This window comes from Pseudonocardia nigra (assembly GCF_019396355.1).
Taxonomy (GTDB): domain Bacteria; phylum Actinomycetota; class Actinomycetes; order Mycobacteriales; family Pseudonocardiaceae; genus Pseudonocardia; species Pseudonocardia nigra.
The window spans coordinates 1-19,602 of the sequence record NZ_JAHKRK010000151.1 but is presented as its reverse complement, the minus strand read 5'-3'; the positions used below and the strand labels follow the sequence as shown (position 1 = coordinate 19,602).

The 19,602-nt window shown below is 73.4% G+C and carries 21 protein-coding genes and 3 pseudogenes; 8 read left to right on the top strand and 16 right to left on the bottom strand.

Translation table 11 applies throughout. From position 1 onward, the window contains the following. Positions 1-117: 117 nt before the first annotated feature. Positions 118-612: pseudogene (locus KME75_RS28455) on the top strand (alpha/beta hydrolase fold domain-containing protein); the annotation flags it as partial. Continuing rightward, positions 609-2,225: a flavin-containing monooxygenase gene (locus tag KME75_RS28450; RefSeq protein WP_219417964.1), complete on the top strand. Its 1,617-nt coding sequence runs from the start codon at positions 609-611 to the stop codon at positions 2,223-2,225. The pseudogene KME75_RS28455 and the gene KME75_RS28450, both read left to right, overlap by 4 nt. A gap of 124 nt (positions 2,226-2,349) precedes the next feature. Here the strand turns inward: KME75_RS28450 and KME75_RS28445 are convergent. Then, positions 2,350-3,579 (bottom strand): annotated as a pseudogene (locus KME75_RS28445) (acetyl-CoA C-acetyltransferase). A gap of 83 nt (positions 3,580-3,662) precedes the next feature. Between KME75_RS28445 and KME75_RS28440 the strand changes: the two are divergent. The 4 genes from KME75_RS28440 (at position 3,663) to KME75_RS28425 (ending at position 6,334) form a co-directional block, all read left to right on the top strand. Next, positions 3,663-4,814: an acetyl-CoA C-acetyltransferase gene (locus tag KME75_RS28440; RefSeq protein WP_219417963.1), complete on the top strand. Its 1,152-nt coding sequence runs from the start codon at positions 3,663-3,665 to the stop codon at positions 4,812-4,814. 2 nt (positions 4,815-4,816) lie between these two features. Then, positions 4,817-5,590: an SDR family oxidoreductase gene (locus tag KME75_RS28435; protein ID WP_219417962.1), complete on the top strand. Its 774-nt coding sequence runs from the start codon at positions 4,817-4,819 to the stop codon at positions 5,588-5,590. A gap of 107 nt (positions 5,591-5,697) precedes the next feature. Beyond that, positions 5,698-5,928, top strand: coding sequence for a type II toxin-antitoxin system CcdA family antitoxin (locus KME75_RS28430; protein WP_219417961.1), 231 nt, complete (start codon positions 5,698-5,700; stop codon positions 5,926-5,928). A gap of 16 nt (positions 5,929-5,944) precedes the next feature. Next, positions 5,945-6,334 carry a type II toxin-antitoxin system VapC family toxin gene (locus KME75_RS28425; RefSeq protein WP_308283166.1) on the top strand — a complete coding sequence of 130 codons (390 nt, stop codon included), beginning with the start codon at positions 5,945-5,947 and terminating at the stop codon, positions 6,332-6,334. Positions 6,335-6,691: 357 nt separating this feature from the next. On the opposite strand, the pseudogene hsaA reads toward KME75_RS28425, so the two are convergent. After that, a pseudogene (gene hsaA / locus KME75_RS28420) lies at positions 6,692-7,862 on the bottom strand (3-hydroxy-9,10-secoandrosta-1,3,5(10)-triene-9,17-dione monooxygenase oxygenase subunit). A 48-nt stretch (positions 7,863-7,910) separates the two neighbouring features. Next, entirely contained in the window at positions 7,911-8,516 is a 606-nt protein-coding gene (locus KME75_RS28415; protein WP_219417959.1) for a TetR/AcrR family transcriptional regulator, read from the bottom strand. 133 nt (positions 8,517-8,649) lie between these two features. Here KME75_RS28415 and KME75_RS28410 point away from each other — a divergent pair, with 133 nt between their 5' ends. Next, complete coding sequence (locus KME75_RS28410) at positions 8,650-9,198, top strand: flavin reductase family protein (protein ID WP_308283164.1); 549 nt, start codon at positions 8,650-8,652, stop codon at positions 9,196-9,198. A gap of 9 nt (positions 9,199-9,207) precedes the next feature. Here the strand turns inward: KME75_RS28410 and KME75_RS28405 are convergent, their stop codons facing one another. The 11 genes from KME75_RS28405 to KME75_RS28355 all read right to left on the bottom strand — a co-directional run bounded on the left by KME75_RS28405 (position 9,208) and on the right by KME75_RS28355 (position 18,403). Beyond that, complete coding sequence (locus KME75_RS28405; protein WP_246633024.1) at positions 9,208-10,098, bottom strand: IclR family transcriptional regulator; 891 nt, start codon at positions 10,096-10,098, stop codon at positions 9,208-9,210. An 89-nt stretch (positions 10,099-10,187) separates the two neighbouring features. Next, positions 10,188-11,042, bottom strand: coding sequence for an enoyl-CoA hydratase (locus KME75_RS28400; RefSeq protein WP_219417958.1), 855 nt, complete (start codon positions 11,040-11,042; stop codon positions 10,188-10,190). A 27-nt stretch (positions 11,043-11,069) separates the two neighbouring features. Continuing rightward, entirely contained in the window at positions 11,070-12,080 is a 1,011-nt protein-coding gene (locus KME75_RS28395; protein WP_219417957.1) for an acyl-CoA dehydrogenase family protein, read from the bottom strand. Between the two features lie 4 nt (positions 12,081-12,084). Beyond that, positions 12,085-13,224, bottom strand: a complete 1,140-nt coding sequence (locus KME75_RS28390; protein WP_219417956.1) for an acyl-CoA dehydrogenase family protein — start codon at positions 13,222-13,224, stop codon at positions 12,085-12,087. 13 nt (positions 13,225-13,237) lie between these two features. Further along, a complete protein-coding gene (locus KME75_RS28385) occupies positions 13,238-14,020 on the bottom strand; it encodes an enoyl-CoA hydratase family protein (protein ID WP_219417955.1) in 783 nt (260 codons plus the stop codon). After that, positions 14,010-14,432, bottom strand: a complete 423-nt coding sequence (locus KME75_RS28380; protein WP_219417954.1) for a MaoC/PaaZ C-terminal domain-containing protein — start codon at positions 14,430-14,432, stop codon at positions 14,010-14,012. The genes KME75_RS28385 and KME75_RS28380 overlap by 11 nt, the downstream gene beginning before the upstream one ends. Further along, positions 14,429-14,878, bottom strand: coding sequence for an FAS1-like dehydratase domain-containing protein (locus KME75_RS28375; protein ID WP_219417953.1), 450 nt, complete (start codon positions 14,876-14,878; stop codon positions 14,429-14,431). The genes KME75_RS28380 and KME75_RS28375 overlap by 4 nt, the downstream gene beginning before the upstream one ends. 16 nt (positions 14,879-14,894) lie before the next feature. After that, positions 14,895-15,674, bottom strand: coding sequence for an SDR family oxidoreductase (locus KME75_RS28370; protein ID WP_219417952.1), 780 nt, complete (start codon positions 15,672-15,674; stop codon positions 14,895-14,897). After that, entirely contained in the window at positions 15,667-16,734 is a 1,068-nt protein-coding gene (locus tag KME75_RS28365) for an NAD(P)H-dependent flavin oxidoreductase (RefSeq protein WP_219417966.1), read from the bottom strand. The genes KME75_RS28370 and KME75_RS28365 overlap by 8 nt, the downstream gene beginning before the upstream one ends. Positions 16,735-16,745: 11 nt before the next feature. Then, a complete protein-coding gene (locus KME75_RS28360) occupies positions 16,746-17,543 on the bottom strand; it encodes a CoA-transferase subunit beta (RefSeq protein WP_308283161.1) in 798 nt (265 codons plus the stop codon). Continuing rightward, positions 17,540-18,403, bottom strand: a complete 864-nt coding sequence (locus KME75_RS28355) for a CoA transferase subunit A (RefSeq protein ID WP_219417951.1) — start codon at positions 18,401-18,403, stop codon at positions 17,540-17,542. The genes KME75_RS28360 and KME75_RS28355 overlap by 4 nt, the downstream gene beginning before the upstream one ends. A 65-nt stretch (positions 18,404-18,468) precedes the next feature. On the opposite strand from KME75_RS28355, the gene KME75_RS28350 reads away from it, so the two are divergent. Then, positions 18,469-19,077 (top strand): TetR/AcrR family transcriptional regulator, encoded by a 609-nt coding sequence (locus KME75_RS28350; RefSeq protein ID WP_219417950.1) that lies wholly within the window; start codon positions 18,469-18,471, stop codon positions 19,075-19,077. 42 nt (positions 19,078-19,119) lie between these two features. On the opposite strand, the gene KME75_RS43790 is transcribed toward KME75_RS28350, so the two are convergent. Both KME75_RS43790 and KME75_RS43785 read right to left on the bottom strand, forming a co-directional pair. Next, a complete protein-coding gene (locus KME75_RS43790; protein ID WP_308283159.1) occupies positions 19,120-19,317 on the bottom strand; it encodes a GNAT family N-acetyltransferase in 198 nt (65 codons plus the stop codon). Between the two features lie 95 nt (positions 19,318-19,412). Continuing rightward, positions 19,413-19,602, bottom strand: a 190-nt coding sequence (locus KME75_RS43785) for a hypothetical protein (protein ID WP_246633022.1), incomplete at its 5' end; no start/stop codon positions are given.

Here is a 19,602-nt window from a genome sequence, read left to right as displayed (position 1 = left end):
GGCCACCGCGCGGTCGCCACCCGCTACGACAAGCGCGACTACATGTTCCGCGGAACCATCGACGTCGCCTCGATCAGGATCTGGCTCCGCGACCCCGTCCCATGATCCAAGGGACACGCTCTAGTCGCCGGGCTCGCGCTGCTCGCGCGCGACGGGGGCGGGCCCGCGCTGTGTTTCCAGTACCTGGGCATCCCGATGCTGGACGACCGGCAGCAGACGGTCAGCCTCCTCCGGTTCACCGACACCCCGCAGTGGGACACGACGAAGGCCGGGCTCGCCTGGTCGGCCTATCTCGGTGCGGGGGTGCCGGGCAGCGCCGACGTGAGCCCGTACGCGGCACCGGCCCGGGCGACCGACCTCGCCGGGCTACCGCCCACCTACGTCAGCGCGATGGAGTTCGACCCGCTGCGGGACGAGGCGCTGGCGTACGCGCAGGCGCTGCTCACCGCGGGCGTCGCCACCGAGCTCCACGTCTTCCCCGGCACCTTCCACGGCTCGTCCGCCATCCGGCACGCGCCCGCGAGCCGGCGGGAGGCCGCCGAGGAGATCGCGGTGCTGCGGGCCGCGCTCGCCGTCCGGTCCGACCAACCCCTGCAGGAGGCAACCCGATGAATGCCGACGTCCTCGTCGTCGGGGCCGGCTTCGCCGGCCTGTACGCCCAACACAAGCTGCGCGAGCTCGGGCTGTCGGTGCGGGGGTACGAGGCGGGCGCCGACGTGGGCGGCACCTGGTACTGGAACCGCTACCCCGGCGCCCGCTGCGACGTCGAGAGCATCGACTACTCCTACTCCTTCTCCGACGAGCTGCAGAAGGAGTGGGACTGGAGCGAGCGCTACGCGACCCAGCCGGAGATCCTGCGCTACCTGAACCACGTCGCCGACCGGTTCGACCTGCGCCGGGACATCTCCTTCGGCACGCGGGTGACGTCGGCGGTCTACGACGACGACGCCCAGCACTGGGAGGTCCGCGCGGACAACGGCGACGTCGTCACCGCGACCTACTGCGTGTTCGCCACCGGCAGCCTGTCCGCGTCCCGCATCCCGGACATCCCGGGCCTGTCCGAGTTCACGGGCCGCTGGTTCCACACCGCCCGCTGGCCCCACGAGGGCGTCGAGTTCACCGGCAGGCGGGTCGGCATCATCGGCACCGGTTCCTCCGGGATCCAGGCCACGCCGCTCATCGCCGAGCAAGCGGCGCACCTGTACGTGTTCCAGCGCAGCGCCAACTACTCCATCCCGGCGGGGAACCACCCGCACACCGACGAGACCCGCGCCGCGTACAAGGCCACGTACGAGCAGCGTCGGCGGGCGTCCCGCGAGAGCGGCGGCGGCTCACCGCACGAAGCGCACCCGCGCCGGACCCTCGAGGTGTCGGAGGAGGAGCGCAACGCCGCGTACGAGCGGCGCTGGGAGCTGGGCGGGGTGCTGTTCAGCAAGACCTTCCCGGACCAGATGGCGACCGAGGAGGCCAACGCGCCCGCACGGGCGTTCTGGGAGCGCAAGATCCGCGCTCTCGTGACGGAACCCGCCGTGGCCGACCTGCTCGTCCCCACCGACCCCGCGATCGGCACCAAGCGGATCTGCACCGACTCGGACTACTACCCGACGTTCAACCGGGACGACGTGACGCTGGTCGACATCCGATCCGCCCCGATCGAGGAGATCACGCCCACCGGTCTCCGCACCACGGGCGGGGAGTACGAGCTGGACGACATCGTGTTCGCCACGGGCTTCGACGCGATGACCGGGGCCCTGCTGGGCATGGACATCCGGGGCCGTGGCGGGTGGTCCCTGCGCGACGCGTGGGCGGCCGGACCGCGGACCTACCTCGGCCTGATGACGGCCGGGTTCCCGAACATTTTCATCGTCACCGGGCCGGGCAGCCCGTCCGTGCTCGCGAACATGGTCCTCGCCGCGGAGCACCACATCGACTGGATCGCCGACTGCCTCGTGCATCTGGCGCGTACGGGCAACGCCACGATCGAGGCCGACGCGCAGGCGCAGGACGCCTGGGTGCGGCGGTCGAACGAGCTGGCGGAGAACACGCTGTTCCCGAAGGCGAACTCCTGGTACCTCGGGGCGAACGTCCCGGGCAAGCCAGGCGTGTTCATGCCGTTCATCGGCGGGTTCGGCACGTACCGGACGATCTGCGCCGACGTCGTGGCGAAGGGCTACGAGGGCTTCGTGCTCACGCCGCTGGCCGAGCGCCGTCGCACTCCCGCATAGCCCGATCCCCTCGCACCCAGAGCCCGACTCGCGCGCACGGATCCCCCGACTCGCGGCGGGACTTCCGCGAGTCGGGGGCTGGATGCGCGCGAGTCGGGCAGTTGGTGCGCGCGGGTCGGGGTCGTTACGACATGCGCTCCAGCACGAGCGCCATGCCCTGACCGCCCGCGGCGCACATCGTCGCGACGCCGATCTCGGCGTCGGCGTCCTGCAGCGCGTGCAGCAGCGTGGTGGTGATCCGCGCGCCGGTCTGCCCGAACGGGTGCCCCAGCGCGATGGCGCCGCCGTGGACGTTGACGCGGTCGAGATCGATCCCGATCCGGTCGACGCACGGCAGCACCTGCGCCGCGAACGCCTCGTTGATCTCCATGAGGTCGAGGTCGCCGATGCCCATCCCGGCGAGCGTCAGCGCGCGGTCCACCGCCGCCACCGGCCCGAGCCCCATCACCTCCGGGCTCAGCGCCGAGACTCCGGTGGACACGATCCGGGCCAGCGGCGTCAGCCCGAGCTCGGCAGCACGGCGGTTGGACAGGACCACCAGCGCCGCCGCCCCGTCGCCCCGCGGGCAGCAGTTGCCCGCGGTCACCGTGCCGACGTCGCGGAAGGCCGGGGCGAGCGCCGCGAGCTTCTCGACGGTGGTGCCGGGCCGGGGCCCGTCGTCGGCCGCCACCGTCGTCCCGTCGGGCAGGGTGACCGGGGTGATGTCGCCGGCGGAGAACCCGGAGGCGATCGCCGCCTCGGCGCGGTTCTGGCTGAGCGCCGCGAACTCGTCCTGCCGCGCCCGGCTCACGCCGCACCGCTCCGCTACGTTCTCCGCGGTCTACCCCATCGCGATGTAGAGGTCCGGCAGGTCGCCGTCGAGCCGGGGGTCCTTCCACGGCTCCGCGGACGCCGCTCGCCGCGCCGAGCGCTCCTGCGCCGGGGCGAACCGCGGGTTGTGCGTGCCGGGCATGCCGTCGGCCTTGCCGCCGTTGCCGTACCGCGATACGCACTCCACGCCCGCCGAGACGATCGCCTGCGCCTCGCCGGTGCGGATCGCGTGTGCGGCCATCCGTGTGGTCTGCAGGCTGGACGCGCAGTAGCGCTGCACGGTGGCGCCCGGGACGCCGTCGAGGCCCAGCAGCACCGCGACGGCCCGACCGAGCCCGTATCCCTGCTCCCCCGCCGGCTGGCCGCAGCCGAGCAGCAGATCGTCGAGCTCGGCCGGGTCGAGCGCGGGCACCTGGTCCAGCGCGGCCCGCACGAGCTGGGCCGCCAGGTCATCGGCGCGCATCTCGCGCAGCGACCCCTTGTACGCACGGCCGATCGGGGAACGGGCCGCGGCCACGATGACCGCCTCGAGCGCTGTCGCCATGGGAAGTCCTCTCGTCTGGATCGAAGCAAGCGCTTGGTTCTCGATACGGTAACCTGTCGGCGTCGGACTGCGAGGAGGACGCGATGAACGAGGCCTATCTGGTGGAGGCCGTACGGTCTCCCGTCGGGCGGCGCGGCGGCGGGCTCGCCGGCGTCCACCCGGCCGATCTCGGCGCCGCGGTCCTGCGCGCGGTGGTGGAGCGCTCGGGCATCGACCCCGCCGCCGTGGACGACGTCGTGTTCGGGTGCGTCGACACCGTCGGCCCCCAGGCCGGGGACGTCGCCCGCACCTGCTGGCTGGCGGCCGGTCTCCCCGAGGAGATCCCCGGCGTCACCGTGGACCGCCAGTGCGGGTCGTCGCAGCAGGCCGTGCACTTCGCCGCGCAGGCCGTGATGAGCGGCACCGCCGACCTCGTCGCGGCAGGCGGCGTGCAGAACATGAGCGCCATCCCGATCAGCTCGGCGATGACGCTCGCCGCGCCGCTGGGCTTCCCCGACCCGTTCTCCGGCTCCACCGGCTGGCGGGAGCGGTACGGCGACCAGGAGGTCAACCAGATCCGCTCGGCCGAGATGATCGCCGAGAAGTGGGACGTCTCCCGGGAGGACATGGAGGCCCTCGCCGTCACCTCGCACGAGCGGGCGATCCGGGCGCGTGCGGAGGGCCGGTTCGACCGCGAGATCGTCCCCGTGGCGGGGGTGACCGCCGACGAGGGCCCGCGCGAGCCGAACCTGGAGAAGATCCGCTCGCTGCCCCCGGTCCGCGAAGGCGGCCGGATCACCGCCGCCGTCTCCAGCCAGATCTCCGACGGCGCGGCCGCGCTGCTCGTCGCGTCCGAGGCGGCGGTGCGGCGCCACGGGCTCACTCCGCGAGCCCGGATCCACCACATCTCGGCCCGCGCCGCCGACCCCGTGTGGATGCTCACCGCGCCGATCCCCGCCACCGCGTACGCCCTGCACCGCGCCGGCATGAGCGTCGACGAGATCGACCTCGTCGAGATCAACGAGGCCTTCGCCTCCGTCGTGCTCGCCTGGCAGAAGGAGACGGGCGCGGACCTGGCCAAGGTCAACGTCAACGGCGGCGCCATGGCGCTGGGGCACCCGCTCGGCGCCACCGGCGCGCGGCTCATGACGACCCTGCTGCACGAGCTCGAGCGCACCGGCGGCCGGTACGGCCTGCAGACGATGTGCGAGGGCGGCGGGCAGGCGAACGTCACGATCATCGAGCGCCTGGGCTGACCGTGGCCGGCACAGCACAGGTCGATGTCACCGGCCGGACCGTCCTGGTCACGGGCGGCACCAAGGGCATCGGGTACGCGATCGCCGAGTCGTTCCTCGCCGCCGGGGCGGACGTGGTGGTGTGCGGGCGCACCGCCCCCGAACGGCTCGCCACGGCGGATGGGCGCTCGGCGGAGTTCGTCGCCACCGACGTCCGGGACCCGGAGCAGGCGGCCGCGCTCGTGGCGGAGACGGTCCGCCGCACCGGGCGGCTCGACGTGCTGGTGAACAACGCGGGCGGGTCGCCCGACGCGGACGCCGCGACGGTGTCGCCGCGGTTCGTCGAGAAGATCGTGCAGCTCAACCTGCTCGGCCCGTTTTACGTCGCGCAGGCGGCGAACCGCGTCATGCAGCAGCAGGACGACGGCGGCGCGATCGTCAACATCGGCAGCGTGTCGGCGCACGACCCGCAGCCGGGCACGGCGGCCTACTCCGCGGCCAAGGCGGGCCTGCTGATGTTCAGCCGCGCGCTCGCCCTCGAATGGGCGCCCAAGGTGCGCGTCAACCACATCACCACCGGGCTGATCCGCACCGAGGCCGCCGCGACGGTCTACGGCGCCGACGGCGGGGCCGCGGTGGCGGAGCTGATCCCGATGCACCGCATGGCGACGCCCGCCGACGTGGCGAACGCCTGCCTGTACCTGGCGAGCGACCTCGCCGCGTACGTCACCGGGGCCGACCTCGCCGTGCACGGCGGGGGCGAGGTCCCGGCCCGCTACGTGGTGACGCGCAGCTGACGCCCTGTTCGCCGGCTGTTCCATCCACGAGGCCCGGCTCCAACCTCCCTCGATCGCCTGCGGGCACCCGCGTGCCGAGGTCGACACGATGTGTGTACATTGTGTGTATGGCGCGGGTGAACGTCTACATCCCCGACGAGCTCGCCGAGCGGGCGAAGGCGGCGAAGGTGAACCTGTCGGCGCTGGTCCAAGCCGCGATCGCCGACGAGCTGCAGCGGCGCGCCACGGACACGTGGCTGGCATCGCTGCCGGAGCCACGCCACGCCGTCACGCACCGAGCGGCGATGGCGGCGCTCGACGAGGCTCGAGCCGAGATGGGCGGCGAGCCGGATGCCTGACCGTCCGGCCGAGACGGTGGTGGTGGACGCGTCGGTAGTGGTGGATCTGCTCGCCGGGACCACTTACGCGACGGCCGCCAGGGCGAGGCTCACCGGCACGGTGATGCACGCGCCGGCTCACATGGACGCGGAGGTCTTGTCCGCGCTGGGGCGGCTGCAGCGCGCCGGCGAGCTGGCGACGGTGGACGTCGAAGCCGGCCTTGCGACGCTGGCCGCAGTTCCGGTCACCCGGCATCCGGTCGTCGACCTCGTGGCCGGTGCGTGGTCGCGCCGGCACGATCTCCGCCTGACGGATGCGCTGTACGTCGAACTCGCCACCCGCCTACGTGTCCCGGTCCTCACGACCGATCAGCGCATGGCCCGCGCGTCCGCTGTCGCCGAAGGCATCTCCGTTCATACCCGGTGACGCCCGCACCTCGCCCGAACGGCCCGCCACGGCGGGGTGGGCACTCGGCGGAATTCGCCGTCACCGACGTGCGGGACCCTGAGCCCGCCGCCCGGAACCCGCTGATCAAGGCGCTGATGTCGTCCTGACAGATCAACAAGGGACATCTGCGCCTTGATCAGCGGGCTTTCGGGCCACGCCCTCGCGGCCCGCCTGGCGGAGTGGCGGATCCGTCGCACCCGGGCGCGTGAAGCGGAAGGGCAGGCACCGCGGCCAAGCCGTGGGGCCGCTACCGGGGCGCGGCCCGGGTCGCATTGGACGCGCGGACCTACGAACGTTGGCAGAAAGGCTCTGGCCGATGCTGCGGGCCGGCGCGCGTCAGACCAGGTTGTCCTCCACCTGCAGCCCGAAGGCGCCCTTGCCGTACCGTACAGCGCGAGGGCGCGTTCGACGTCGTTGGCGACGTGGTTGCTGCCCGCGTGGGCGTCCCGCCAGGCGCGTTCGATCGGGTTGCCGCGCCGCAGCGAGCTGCCACCTGCGGTCCGGAACAGGATGTCGATGGCCCGCAGCGCCCGCTCCGTGCCGCACACCTGGTCGCGCCGGGCCCGCAGCCGCAGCTCCATCGGGATCTCGTCGCCGCGGGCCGCGCAGTCGTGGAGCTCCCGGATGTTCCGGTCCATCTGCAGCGCCGCGGCATCGACCTCGGACGCCGCGCGCGCGACCGCGACCTGCGCGAACTGGTCCTCGGCGAACCGGCCGCCGCCGAGGCTGAGCCGGATCCGGTCCCGCATGCCCGCGAGGTAGGCCTCGAGGCAGCCCTCGACCACCCCGATCACGGGGGCGGTCACCGCGGAGGTGAAGATCGCGCCGAACGGCATCCGGTACAGCGGCCCGGAGTTGATCTTCTGGCCGGGGCCGCGCAGCTGCGCGTGCTCGAAGTTGCGCACCGTGCGGTGCGCCGGCACGAACGCCCGCTCGACGTGCAGGTCGTTGCTGCCGGTGCCGCGCAGGCCGACCACGTCCCAGACGTCGTCGATCCGGTAGTCCGCGCGCGGCACGAGCGCGGTGACGAAGTCGAGGGCCGTCCTTCCGCACCCGTCACCAGCCCGCCGAGCAGCGCCCACGAGGCGTGGTCGCAGCCGGACGCGAACCGCCAGTGCCCGCTGAGCTCGTACCCGCCCTCCACGGGTGTGAGCCTGCCGACGGGGGCGTAGGAGGAGCAGACGAGCGTGTCGGGGTCGCCTGCCCACACCTCGTCCTGGGCCCGCTCGGCGAACAGGGACACGTGCCAGGGGTGCACGCCGACGACCGAGGCGACCCAGCCGGTGGAGCCGCAGGCGCCCGCGATGGCGCGCACGACCTCGTAGAACCGCACCGGGTCCGCCTCCGCTCCCCCGTAGCGCTTCGGCAGGAGTATCCGGAACAGCCCGGCCGCGACGAGCTCGGCCATCGTCTCCTCGGGGACCACCCGGTTCTCCTCGGCCACCGCGGCCCGCTGCGCGATCCCCGGCAGCAACGGCCGCACCGCCGCCATGACGTCGTCGCCCATCCGGCGATGGTGCCGACCGCAGCGGCGCGGCCTCCCGGTGCGTTCCGGTCAGCGGGACCGCGCCGCCAGGAGCAGGCGCGCCGCCAGCCGCATGTCGGCCTCCGCCCGCGTGGCGGTCAGGTGCCGGTCGAGGGCCGCGGTCACCAGGCCCCACCAGCCGTACGCGAGCAGCCGCACCGCCGACAGGTCGCGCTCGGTGGGCTGCTCGATCCCGAGGACACGCAGGATCACGCGGTCCAGGTCGGCCGCGATCTGCTCCGTCTCCGCCACTGTCGCGTGGTGCGAGGCGGCGGCCGACCGCATCATCGCCGTGGCGAGCAGCGGCGTGCGCATCAGGTCCCGGCTCAGCCCGACCAGGAGGTCGGCGACCGCGTCGACCCGGTCGGCCCCCGCCGCCGGCGGGGGCGTGGTCTCGTCGAGCGCGCCGATCCGCTCCGCCAGCACGGCGGTGAACAGGTGCGTCTTCGACGGGAAGTAGCGGTAGAGCGTCCCGATCGCCACCCCGGCGTCCCTGGCGACCTCGTGCATCTGCACGCCGTCGAGCCCCTTCTCGGCCCCGAGCTCGGCGGCGGCGTGCAGGATGCGGCGGTGCCGGGCGACCTGGTTCTCCGAGCTCGGTGCCGCCGCTGGTCGCGCTTCGGCGATTCTCGCCACGCCGTCCCCCTGTCACTTGCGTCCGTCCCCCGCACCCAGCCTATGGCGGCACGGGCGCGTGGGCCTGCCGGGCCGTCCCGCCCAGCGGGATCGCCGCCGGAACGAGCGGGACGGGGTTCCTAGGGTCGGTGACGTGACGACGACGACCGGGGCGACCGAGACGACCGGACCGGCGCCGGCCGAGTTCCGGCGCGCAATGGCGGAGTTCGCCAGCGGCGTGACGGTGGTGACCGGCGCCGACGAGCACGGACCGGTCGGGTTCGCCTGCCAGTCGTTCGCGTCGGTCTCGCTGGAACCGCCGCTCGTGCTGTTCTGCGCCGACCACCGGGGCCGCGCCTGGCCGCGGATCAGCGCGGCGGGGCGGTTCTGCGTCCACGTCCTCGGCGAGCACCAGGGCGACCTCTGCGCACGGTTCGGCTCGAGCCGGGGCCGCAAGTACGACGGGCTGGAGTGGCGCCTCTCCGGCTGGGGCACCCCCGCCCTGCCGGACGTCCTCCTGCGGGTGCACGCCGAGGTGCACGAGGTGCACGTGGCGGGCGACCACGACGTAGTGCTCGGCCGCGTGCTCGAGGTGGAGCACGGCGCCCGCCGGCAGCCCATGACCTTCTTCCGTGGCCGCTTCGGCCTGGAGCAGGAGCTTGCCGTCACCGACGTGTGGGGCTGGGGTGACGGCTGGGGCTGACCCGTGCACCTACAACCAGTCGCCGTTCTCCCCCACCGCCAGGAAGCGGGCCATCGACTCGCGCGACCACGTCTCCTGCGTTGCGGCGGGCAGGCGGCGGGCGCGGCGGGGCTGCGCCATGTCCGGGAACAGCTCGTGCGACACCGTCCGGGCCGCGTCGGCCACGAGCGGGGCCACCCGCTCCAGGGACACCCGCGCGTTTCCGACCAGTGAGATCGCCCCCACCGGCCCTTCCGGGCCACGGACGGCCGCGGCGACGCAGCCGAGCCCCGGAACGCACTCCTCGCGTTCGAACGCGAGCCCCTTGCGCCGGCGGATGCGGTTCAGCTCCTGGTGCAGGACGCCGAGGTCGCCGATGCTGCGCGGGGTCAGGCGTCCGACTCCGCCCGCGTAGGCGGAGTCGATGAGCTCCGGTGCGAGGCGGGCGAGCATCGCCTTGCCGAGCGCGGTGCAGTGGGCCGGGGCCCGGCCGCCGACCCGGGACGGCACCGCGGCCGCGGACCGGCCACCGAGCTTGTCGAGGTAGTACACGCTCACGCCGTCGAGAACAGCCAGGTGCACCACCATCTCGGTGCGCATAGCCAGGTCGTGCAGCAGCGACGCCGCTGCCGCCCGCAGCTCACCGTGGTCGCCCTCCCGTCCGCGGAAGCTCAGGGAGCGGTCGCCCAGCCCGTAGCCGAAGGCCGTGTGGTCGAGCCACTGCAGGCGGACCAGCTGGTCGAGGATGCGGTGCGCCGTGGAGCGTGGGAGCCGGGTGCGGCGCGCCACGTCCTCCAATGTCAGCCGCCGGTGCGAGCCCTGGAACCGGTCCATGATCAACGTGACGCGCTCGACCATGGACGGCGGCAGAACCTGCCGCTCGACGGCCGGGCGGGCACTCGCGCTCACCATCGAGGTCATGCCCCCGCCTCTCTGCGAAGACTGAAATCAATTCTGGTTTCTACGCTAGCAGTGCCGCTCGCCAGGGGAAAGGCGCCGAACGGCCGCCATCACGGCGACGTGGTGGGAGCCTTCATCGACCGCGCGGTCTGCCCGGCGAGCGAGTCCGTCCCGACCTCGGCGTTGTGGGCGTGGGCCAGGTGGTGCAGCCCGAACACCGAGTCCATCCCGGCGCGCAGGCCCATCAGGTCCTCGGCCTGGTTGACCGCCTTCTTCGTCAGGGCCAGCCCCAGCCGCGGCATCTGCGCGATCTTCTCCGCGAGGCCCATCGTCTCGGCCTCCAGCTCGGCCCGCGCCACCACGCGGTTGACCATCCCCAGCGCGAGCGCCCGATCGGCACCCACCCGCTCGCCGGTGAACAGGAACTCCTTGGCGAACCGCGGGCCCATCACCCACGGGTGCGCGAAGTACTCCACGCCCGGGATCCCCATCCGGACGACCGGGTCGGCGAAGAACGCGTCGTCGGCGGCGATCACCAGGTCGCACGACCAGGCCAGCATCAGCCCGCCCGCGATGCACGCGCCCTGGACCATCGCGATCGTCGGCTTCGGCAGCTCGCGCCAGCGCCGGCACATGCCCAGGTACACCTCGGACTCGCGGGCGAACCGGCTCTCGGCGCCCTCCCGGCCGACGTGGTCCCACCACAGCCCGGCCCGCCGCTCGAACGAGGAGTCGATGTCCCGGCCGGGCGTGCCGATGTCGTGGCCCGCCGAGAAGTGCTTGCCCGACCCGGCGAGCACGACGACCTTGACGGCGTCGTCGGCCGCCGCCCGGTAGAAGGCGTCGTCGAGCGCGTACGTCATCGCCGAGTTCTGCGCGTTGCGGTACTCCGGCCGGTTCATCGTCACCACCGCGACGTCGCCGCGCTGCTCGTAGGTGACGACCTCGCTGTCGGGGTTGCTCATGTGCTGGCTCCTCTCGTCGTTCGCGGTTCAGGACGCGGGTGGGGTGCCGGTGCCGGCCAGCCCGAGGTGCTGCGCGACCCGGGCGCGGTGCCAGGCCGCCGATCCCCAGTCCGCCGCCAGCGCCCAGGCCCGCTTCGCGAACAGGTGCAGGTCGTACTCGGTGGTGTAGGCGATCGCGCCGTGGCACTGGATCGCGGTGCGGGCCGCCCGCAGCGCGGCGTCGGAGGCCAGCGCCTTGGCCGTGGAGACCTCCCGCTCGCGCGCCGGGTCTCCGGTCGCCATCGCCGCCCCGGCAGCGGCGACCGCGGGCGCGGCGAACTCCACCTCCAACAGCGCGGATGCCAGGTGGTGCTTGACGGCCTGGAAGCTGCCGATCGGGACGCCGAACTGCTGCCGCGCCGCGACGTGCTCCACGGTCATCTCGAGCATCCGCCGGGAGAGGCCGACCAGCGCCGCCGCGGCCCCGAGGACCCCGCGCAGCCAGGCCGTCTCCACGACGGCCGGGTCGGCCACGACCGCCCGTTCGGTCGCACCGGCGATCCGGTGCAGGTCTGCGGCCGGGTCGACGGCCGCGACCGGTTCGCGGCTCGCGCCGGCGAAATCGAGCACCCGGATCGGGCCGGCGCCGCCGAACCCGCCCGCCAGCAGCAGGCTCGCCCGGGACGCGAACCGGACATCGCCACGTGCGGCCGGGTCGGCGGCGCACATCGCCTTCCCGGAGAGCACGTCGTCGGCCAGGCCGGCGGACTCGAGCACCGCCGCGGCGAACGCGACCGTCTCGACCAGCGGCAACGGCACCGCCGCCCGGCCGGCCTCCACGAGCAGGGGAACGAGGTGGTTCTCGTCGAGGCCCAGCCCGCCGGCGGGCTCGGACACGAGCAGCCCGGGCGCGCCGAGGTCGACCAGCGCGCGGTGCAGCGCGTCGACCTCCGGGGCGTCCGGCCCCGCCCGCACGACCGTGGGCGGGGACAGCGTCTCCATCAGGTCCTGCGCGACCGCGGTGAGGTCCCGTTGCTCGGCCGTCGGGGCGAAGCGCATCGGATCACTTCCTCGGCAGGCCGAGCACGCGCTCGGCGATGATGTTGCGCTGGATCTCGTTGGTGCCCGCGTAGATCGGCCCGGCGAGCGAGAACTGGAACCCCCGGCTCCACCGGTCGTCGGTCTGCCCCGCGGGCCCGAGCAGCTCGAGCGCGGTCTCGTGCAGCCGGATGTCCAGCTCCGACCAGTAGACCTTGTTCAGGCTCGACCGCGCCCCGGGCGCACGCCCCTCGACGATGTCGGTGACCTGCGCCAGCGTGAACTGCTGGTAGGCCTGCGCCTGCATCCAGACCTCGGTGACCCGGTCGACGATCGGGTCGGTCGCCGCATCCGGGTGGTGGCGCGCGAGCTCGACGAGCCGGTCGGCGGCGTGCAGGAACCGGCCCGGTGACCGCAGCGTGAGGCCCCGCTCGGAGCCGGTCGTGGCCATGGCCACCGCCCAGCCCCGGTCCACCCCTCCCAGCACCGCCGAGTCGGGCACGAACGCGTTCTCGAAGAACACCTCGGCGAAGCCCTCGTCGCCGTCGAGCCGCTCGAACCCGCGCACGGTCACGCCCGGGGTGTCCAGCGGGACGAGGAAGTAGGTGAGCCCGCGGTGCCGCGGGGCCGCCGGGTCGGTGCGGAACAGGCCGAACAGGTGCGTGCAGAACGCCCCGCGCGTCGTCCAGGTCTTCTGCCCGGTCAGCCGCCAGCCGCCCGCCTCCTCGTCCCGCTCGGCGGTGCTGCGGATCGCGGCCAGGTCGCTGCCCGCACCGGGTTCCGACCAGCCCTGGCACCAGAGGTCCTCCGCGGCGGCCATCCGCGGCAGCAGCGTGTCCTGCTGCTCCGCGATGCCGAACTCGAAGAGCGTGGGCGCGAGCAGGAAGATCCCGTTCTGGGTCACCCGCTGCGGGGCGCCCGCCCGGTAGTACTCCTCCTCGAAGATCAGCCACTCCCACAGGGACGCGTCCCGCCCGCCGTAGGCGGCCGGCCAGGACACCACCGACCAGCGGTCGGCGAACAGCTCGCGCTCCCACTCCACGTGGGCCGCGAAGCCCTCCCGGGTGTCGCCGGAGGGCAGCGGCTCGCGCGGCACGTGCGCCGCCAGCCACTCCCTGGCCTCCGCGCGGAACGCCCGTTCGGCGTCGCTCCAGGTCAGATCCATGCGATCGCCCCCGTCACGAGCCCGACCCGTCGACGAAGTCGTCGCGGATGCGGTCGGAGACCCCGCTCAGGTTGAGCTCGAAGGTGAAGCCCTGCTCGAAGCGGTAGCTGCGGTTGACGTCCCACAGGTCGATCCCGTTCAGCGACGCCTTGGCCGCGCGGATCACCGTCGGGTCCTTCGCCGCGATCTCCCGGGCCAGCTCCATCGCCGCGGCGCGCAGGTCGGCGACCGGCACCACCGCGTGCACCGAGCCGTAGGAGTGCAGCTCCGCGGCGGTCGCGGTGGCCGACGTGTAGACCATCGCGCGCATGCGGTGCTGGGGCACCAGCCGGGACAGGTGCGTGGCCGCCCCGAGCGCGCCCCGGTCCACCTCGGGCAGCCCGAAGGTGGCGTCCTCGGCGGCGACGATCACATCGGCGTTGCCGACCAGGCCGATCCCGCCGCCGAGGCAGAACCCGTGCACCGCCGCGACGACGGGCACCGGGCACTCGTACACGGCCTTGAACGCCGCGTAGCAGCCCCGGTTCGCGCCGAGCAGCGCCGTGAACCCCTCGGTGCGCTGCATCTCCTTGATGTCGACGCCGGCGTTGAAGCCGCGCCCCTCCGCCCGCAGCACGACCACCCGCACACCGGCGTCGGCGCCCGCGGCGGTCACCGCGTCCGCCAGCGCGAACCAGCCGGCCACCGGCAGGGCGTTGACCGGCGGGTTCGCCACGACGATCTCGGCGATGCCGCCGTCGTGCACGGTCGTGGCGACGATCGGCGGATCGGCGGGCGGGAACTGCTCAGCCGACATCGGGGGTCTCCTCCTGCTCGGGGACGACGAACGTCGACCACGCGGTGACGGCCGTGCCGCCCGTCTGCCGGGCGCAGGTCAGCTCGACGTCGACGCGGCGCTCGCCGTCCTCGGCGTACTCGCGCAGCACCTCGCCGGAGCAGGTGAGCTCGTCGCCGGGCCACACCTGCTCGCGGAACCGGATGCGGAAGCCGCGCACGTTGCGGGCGCCCAGCCAGCCCGTGGCGTAAGTGCCGAGCAGGCCGGCCTGCCACATGCCGACCGCGAGCGGGGCGGGGAACCCGGCCGCGCGCGCGAACTCCTCGTCGTGGTGGATCGGGTTCATGTCCCCGGACGCGCCCTGGTAGCGGACGAAGTCGGTGCGGGTCACCGGGCCGACGGTCCAGGGCGCCGGGGGCGGGGGCACGTTCATGACGCCTCCGCCGGGGGCCGCGCCGTCTCGACGCCGGTCAGCTTCGCCCGGGCGACCAGGCGCCCGGTGTCGTCGTGGAAGTCGGTGTACATCACGGCGAAGGTCATCTCGCCACCCCGGCGGCCCTGCTTGGTGGAGATCTCGCCGATCCGCGACCGGCAGGTGAGCCGGGTGCCCGCCCGCGGGGGCTCGCCGAAGAACGTGTACTCCTGCTCGGCGTGCAGGCCGCGCTGCTGGTCCAGCGCCACGGCGGGCCACGGATCGGACTCCGCGCTCTGCCAGAAGAAGGTGGTGGTCAGGAACGTCGGGGGGATCACCGGCTGCTCCGCCTCCAGGTAGGCGGGGTCGGTCGACCCGGTGGCGCGCGCGAACTCGCGGATCTTGCCGCGCTCCACGTCCATCCGGAACGGCGCGCCCTCGGTGCCGACGGCGTCGGGGTTGGCCATCTGTCGCTCCTCGCGCTCAGGGGTGCTGGCTGCTGACCGAGACGACCTCGCCCGTCAGGTAGGACGAGTAGTCGCTGGCCAGGAAGACGATCACGTTGGCGACCTCCCACGGCTGCGCCGCCCGGCCGAAGGCCTCGCGCGCCGACAGCTCGGCGAGCAGGTCGTCGCTGGTGACCTTCGCCAGGTGGGGGTGCATCGCGATGCTGGGCGCCACCGCGTTGACGCGGATGCCGTGCTCGGCGACGTCCATCGCCGAGCACCGGGTCAGCGCCATCACCCCGGCCTTGGCCGCGGCGTAGTGCGCCTGGCCCGCCTGGGCCCGCCACCCGACCACCGAGGCGTTGTTGACGATGACGCCGCGCCCGGCGGGCACCATGTGCCGCAGCGCCGAGCGGGTGGTCTTGAACGTGGCCGTGAGCGTGACCGCCAGTACCGAGTCCCACTGCTCGTCGGTCATCTCGACGACGCCGGCGGTGCCGCCGAGCCCGGCGTTGTTGACGAGCACGTCGATCGCCCCGTGTTCCGCGGCGACGGCGTCCATCAGCTGATCGACCTGCTGCTGGTCGGTGACGTCGCAGGGGACGGCGAGCGGGCGCGTGCCGGTGAGCTCGGCGAGCCGGTCGGCCGCCTCGGCGAGGCGGCGCTCGTGCCGGTCGCTGATCGCCACGCGGGCGCCCTCCTCGGCGCAGCGGCGCGCGGTCGCGTAGCCGATCCCGGTGCCCGCGGCCGCCGTCACCAGGACCGATCGCCCGGCCAGCAGGCCGTGGGCCGGGCCCGCCCAGCTCGCGTCAGGCATCGGCCCGCACCTTTCCCTCGCAGCCCAGGCCACGCAGCACGGCCGTGGCCTCGGCGACGATCCGGTCGATCAGCTCGGCACAGCTGGGCAGGTCGTCGATCAGGCCGACGACCTGGCCCGTGGCCATCACCCCGACGTCGACCCGGCCCTCGAGCAGCGCCGCCCGGTAGAGGACCGGCGCGTTCGCGGCCATCGCCACCTGGCTCCAGCTCAGGCCGTGCGTCCGGCGCAGGGCCAGGCCTTCGCGGACCATCGCGGGCCAGCTCGTGCCGGCGATCCGCCGGAACGCCACGGCGTTGCGCGCCGCGCGCAGCAGCCGCGTCGGCCCGGAGGTGCGCAGCAGCGCGTCCACCGTCCCGGCGCGCAGCACCCGCTGCGGGACGCCGTCCACCTCCCGGGTGAGCACGGTGTCGTCGACGGTCTTCGACAGGTAGACGTCCTTGACCGCCGGGGCCACCGGCGAGTCCGTGGTGAGCAGGAACCGGGTGCCCATCGCGATCCCGGCGGCGCCGTAGGCCAGCGCCGCGACGAGGCCGCGCCCGTCGAAGAAGCCGCCCGCGCCGATCACCGGGATGTCGACGGCGTCGACGACCTGCGGCAGCAGCAGGCTCGTCGGCACGCCGCCGGTGTGGCCCCCGCCCTCCCCGCCCTGGACGATGACGGCGTCGGCCCCCCAGGCCGCGACCTTCTCCGCGTGCCGGCGGGCACCGATCGACGCCACCACGACCAGACCGGCGTCCTTGCACCGGGCGATGAGCTCCTGCCGCGGGGCGAGCGCGAACGAGGCGACCGTGACGCCCGTGCTCGCCAGCAGGTCGATGCGGCGCTCGACGTCCGGCTGGTCGGCGCGGATGTTCACCCCGAACGGCGCGTCCGTCCGCGCCTGCACCGCCTCGATCGCGGTGGCGAGCCCGGCGTAGGAGAGCAGTGCGGCCGACAGGATGCCCAGGCCGCCGGCCCGGGCGGTGGCCGCGGTGAGGCCCGCGTCCGAGACGTAGCCCATCCCGGTCTGCACGATCGGGTACCGGACGCCGAACAGGTCGCAGGCGCGGGTGTGCAGGGCCGCCGGCGTCACCGGGCCACCTCGCGGTCCCGGAGGTTCTGCGGGTCGAGGACCTCGCGGATGAGCTGCAGCTCGGCCGGCGTCGGCAGCCGCGTGACCGGCACCTCCGGTTCGATCACGAGCGGGAACCCGGTGGCGGCCCGCACCTGCTCGACCGGCACGCCGGGATGCACCGACGCCAGCCGCAGTGCCCCGTCCGGGGCGTAGTCGAGCACGGCCAGGTCGGTGACGATCCGCCGCAGGTCGTGGTAGCGCTGCGCCGCCGGGCCGGCGTGCGCGGCGCGGTCGTTGCCGACCCCGCCGACCATGTCGACCTCCGGCACGAACACGCGGGTGGAGTGCCGGGGCACCCAGTAGCTGGTGGGGTGGCACACGGTGTTGCCCGGCGCTCCGCGGACGCCGAGCAGCTGCACCGTCGGGCGCCCGTAGTCGCCGATCGCGGAGATGTTGGTGCTGCCGTGGGCGCCGACCTGCGAGGGGATCATCATGACGTGCCGCTTGCCGTGCCACACCAGATCGAAGATCGTGCGGAAGGGCGCCCACGCCTCGACGTCCCCGTCCGCGGGAGCGTCGACCGACCACGTGCCGCGCACCAGCTGCGCCTCGCCGTCGGAGAGCAGCAGGTCCGGGGAGAACGTGTGCCGGGCGAGCCACACGCCGATCGCGGGGATCGTCCCGAAGGCGCTGGCCAGCACCTCACCGTCGCCCCGGAAGGCCTCGGCACAGGCGACGACGCAGACCTCGGCGCGGCTCACCTCCTCGGCGCGCACCTGGTCGGGCGCGCCTGCCGTCGCGGTAGTGGTCACGCCGGCACCGCCTGACGGCGGGCCGCGACGGCCGCCTGGTAGTCCGACTCGGATCCGGCGAGGTAGCGCTCGGCGAACTCCCGCCAGGCCTGCGGGTCGCTCGCCGCGCCCGCGTACTCGCGCTGGAACTCCTCGTCCCGCCCGTAGTCCGGGACGCACGAGGTGAAGTGTGCCCCGTTCGGCGCCTCGACCACCCCGGTCACCAGCATCCGGTTGATCCGCAGGGTGGCCGGGTGGGCGACGGCGGTCAGCTCCGCGGTCGGCACGATCCGCTCGCAGGACACGAACGCCTGCTCGGCGGCCATGCAGTACAGGTCGTCGAAGTAGGGATCCGGCCCGAGGAACTGCGCGTTGCCGTGGACATCGGCGCGGTTCATGTGGACCAGCGCCGCGTCGAGGTGCAGCGCGGGCATCGCGAGCAGCTCGTCGCCGCCGTAGGGGTCGGCGACCGTCTTCAGGTCCGGGTTGTAGGTCATGACGTCCGAGCCGAGGCCCGCCCGCGTGGGCAGGAACGGCAGCTTGAGGCCGGCCGCGTACAGGCCCCACTGGAGCATGCCCTCGTCGTACTCCGCGACCTCGATCGCGCCGGCCTGCCGGGCCGCGCGGAAGTGCGGGTCGAGCGCGATCGAGTCCAGCGACACGAAGCCGAAGACCAGCTTGCGCACCTTGCCCGCCGCGCAGAGCAGGCCGACGTCGGGGCCGCCGTAGCTGACGACGGTCAGGTCGGTCAGGTCCGACCGCAGGATCTCCCGCACCAGCGACATGGGCTTGCGCCGGGAGCCCCAGCCACCGATCCCGATGGTCATCCCGGACCGCAGGCGCGCCACCACCTCGCGTTCCGTCATCCGTTTGTCGGCCATCCGCTCCCCGCCGTTCGCCGTTCCTCCATCGCGCTACCAAGCGCTTGATTGGTACCGTAGCAGTCGTGGATGACGAGGCAAAGTGGCGCGGCACACGCGACGGCGGACGGCGGACGGCGATCCTCGTGCAGGCCGCCGACCTGTTCGCGGGCAAGGGGATCGCCGCGACGACGGTCCGGGAGATCGCGGACGCGGTCGGGATCCTCTCCGGGAGCCTCTACCACCACTTCCGCTCGAAGGACGAGATCGTGCACGCCATCGTCACGAGCTACCTGGACGACCTGACGGGCCGCTACGCGCAGATCGTGGCGGCGGGATCGGAGCCCCGCGCGCAGCTGGCCGAGCTGGTGCACGGGTCGCTCGCCGTGATCGAGGCGCACCCGCACGCGACGGAGATCTACCAGAACAACGCGGGGCACCTGGCGTCCCTGGACGGCTCCGACCAGATCAGGGCGGCGGCCCACACGATCCAGAAGTCGTGGATCACGGTGCTGGAGGCCGGGGTCGCATCCGGGGACTTCCGGTCCGGCATCCCGCCCACCGTGCTGTACCGGCTGATCCGGGACGCGCTCTGGCTGTCGGTCCGGTGGTTCACGCCGACCGAGCAGTACTCGATGAAGCAGTTCGCCGACGACTTCGTGTCGACGTTCCTGGAGGGCCTACTCCCCCGCTGAGCGACGCCGTCCGCGCGCCGAGGCCGGTCGATCGAACCCGCGTTACGCGTTCCACTCGCCCGAGAGGATCGAATAAAGCAAAGAGTCTCGCCACGCCCCATTGGTGAAGACGTGGTCACGAAGACGCCCCTCCAATGTGAAGCCGAGGCGTTCGACAACTGCTATGGATCGCGCGTTGCTCGGCCCTATGGCAGCAGAGACGCGGTGCAGTTCGAGCCGAGTGAAAGCGAAGCCGAGCATGGATCGCACGGGCATCGGTCGCATACCCTCGCCCCCAGTGGTCCGCGCCGATTGCATACCCTAGCTTCGCGGCCCGTACACCCAATGGCCTTGCGTTAGGTCGGTGACCGCTGTCGGAGGCAGTGGAGTTGGATGCGGCGGGTGACGTGGACGACACGGGGTTGATCTTTGCGGGCGGGGAAGTCGCCGGCCTTCTTCGTGGCCCGCGGGCTGGCCCGGTCGGGGCGGTCACGGACGAAGGTATGCGGGTCGAGGATCTTGAGCAGGAAGACGGCCAGGGCCAGG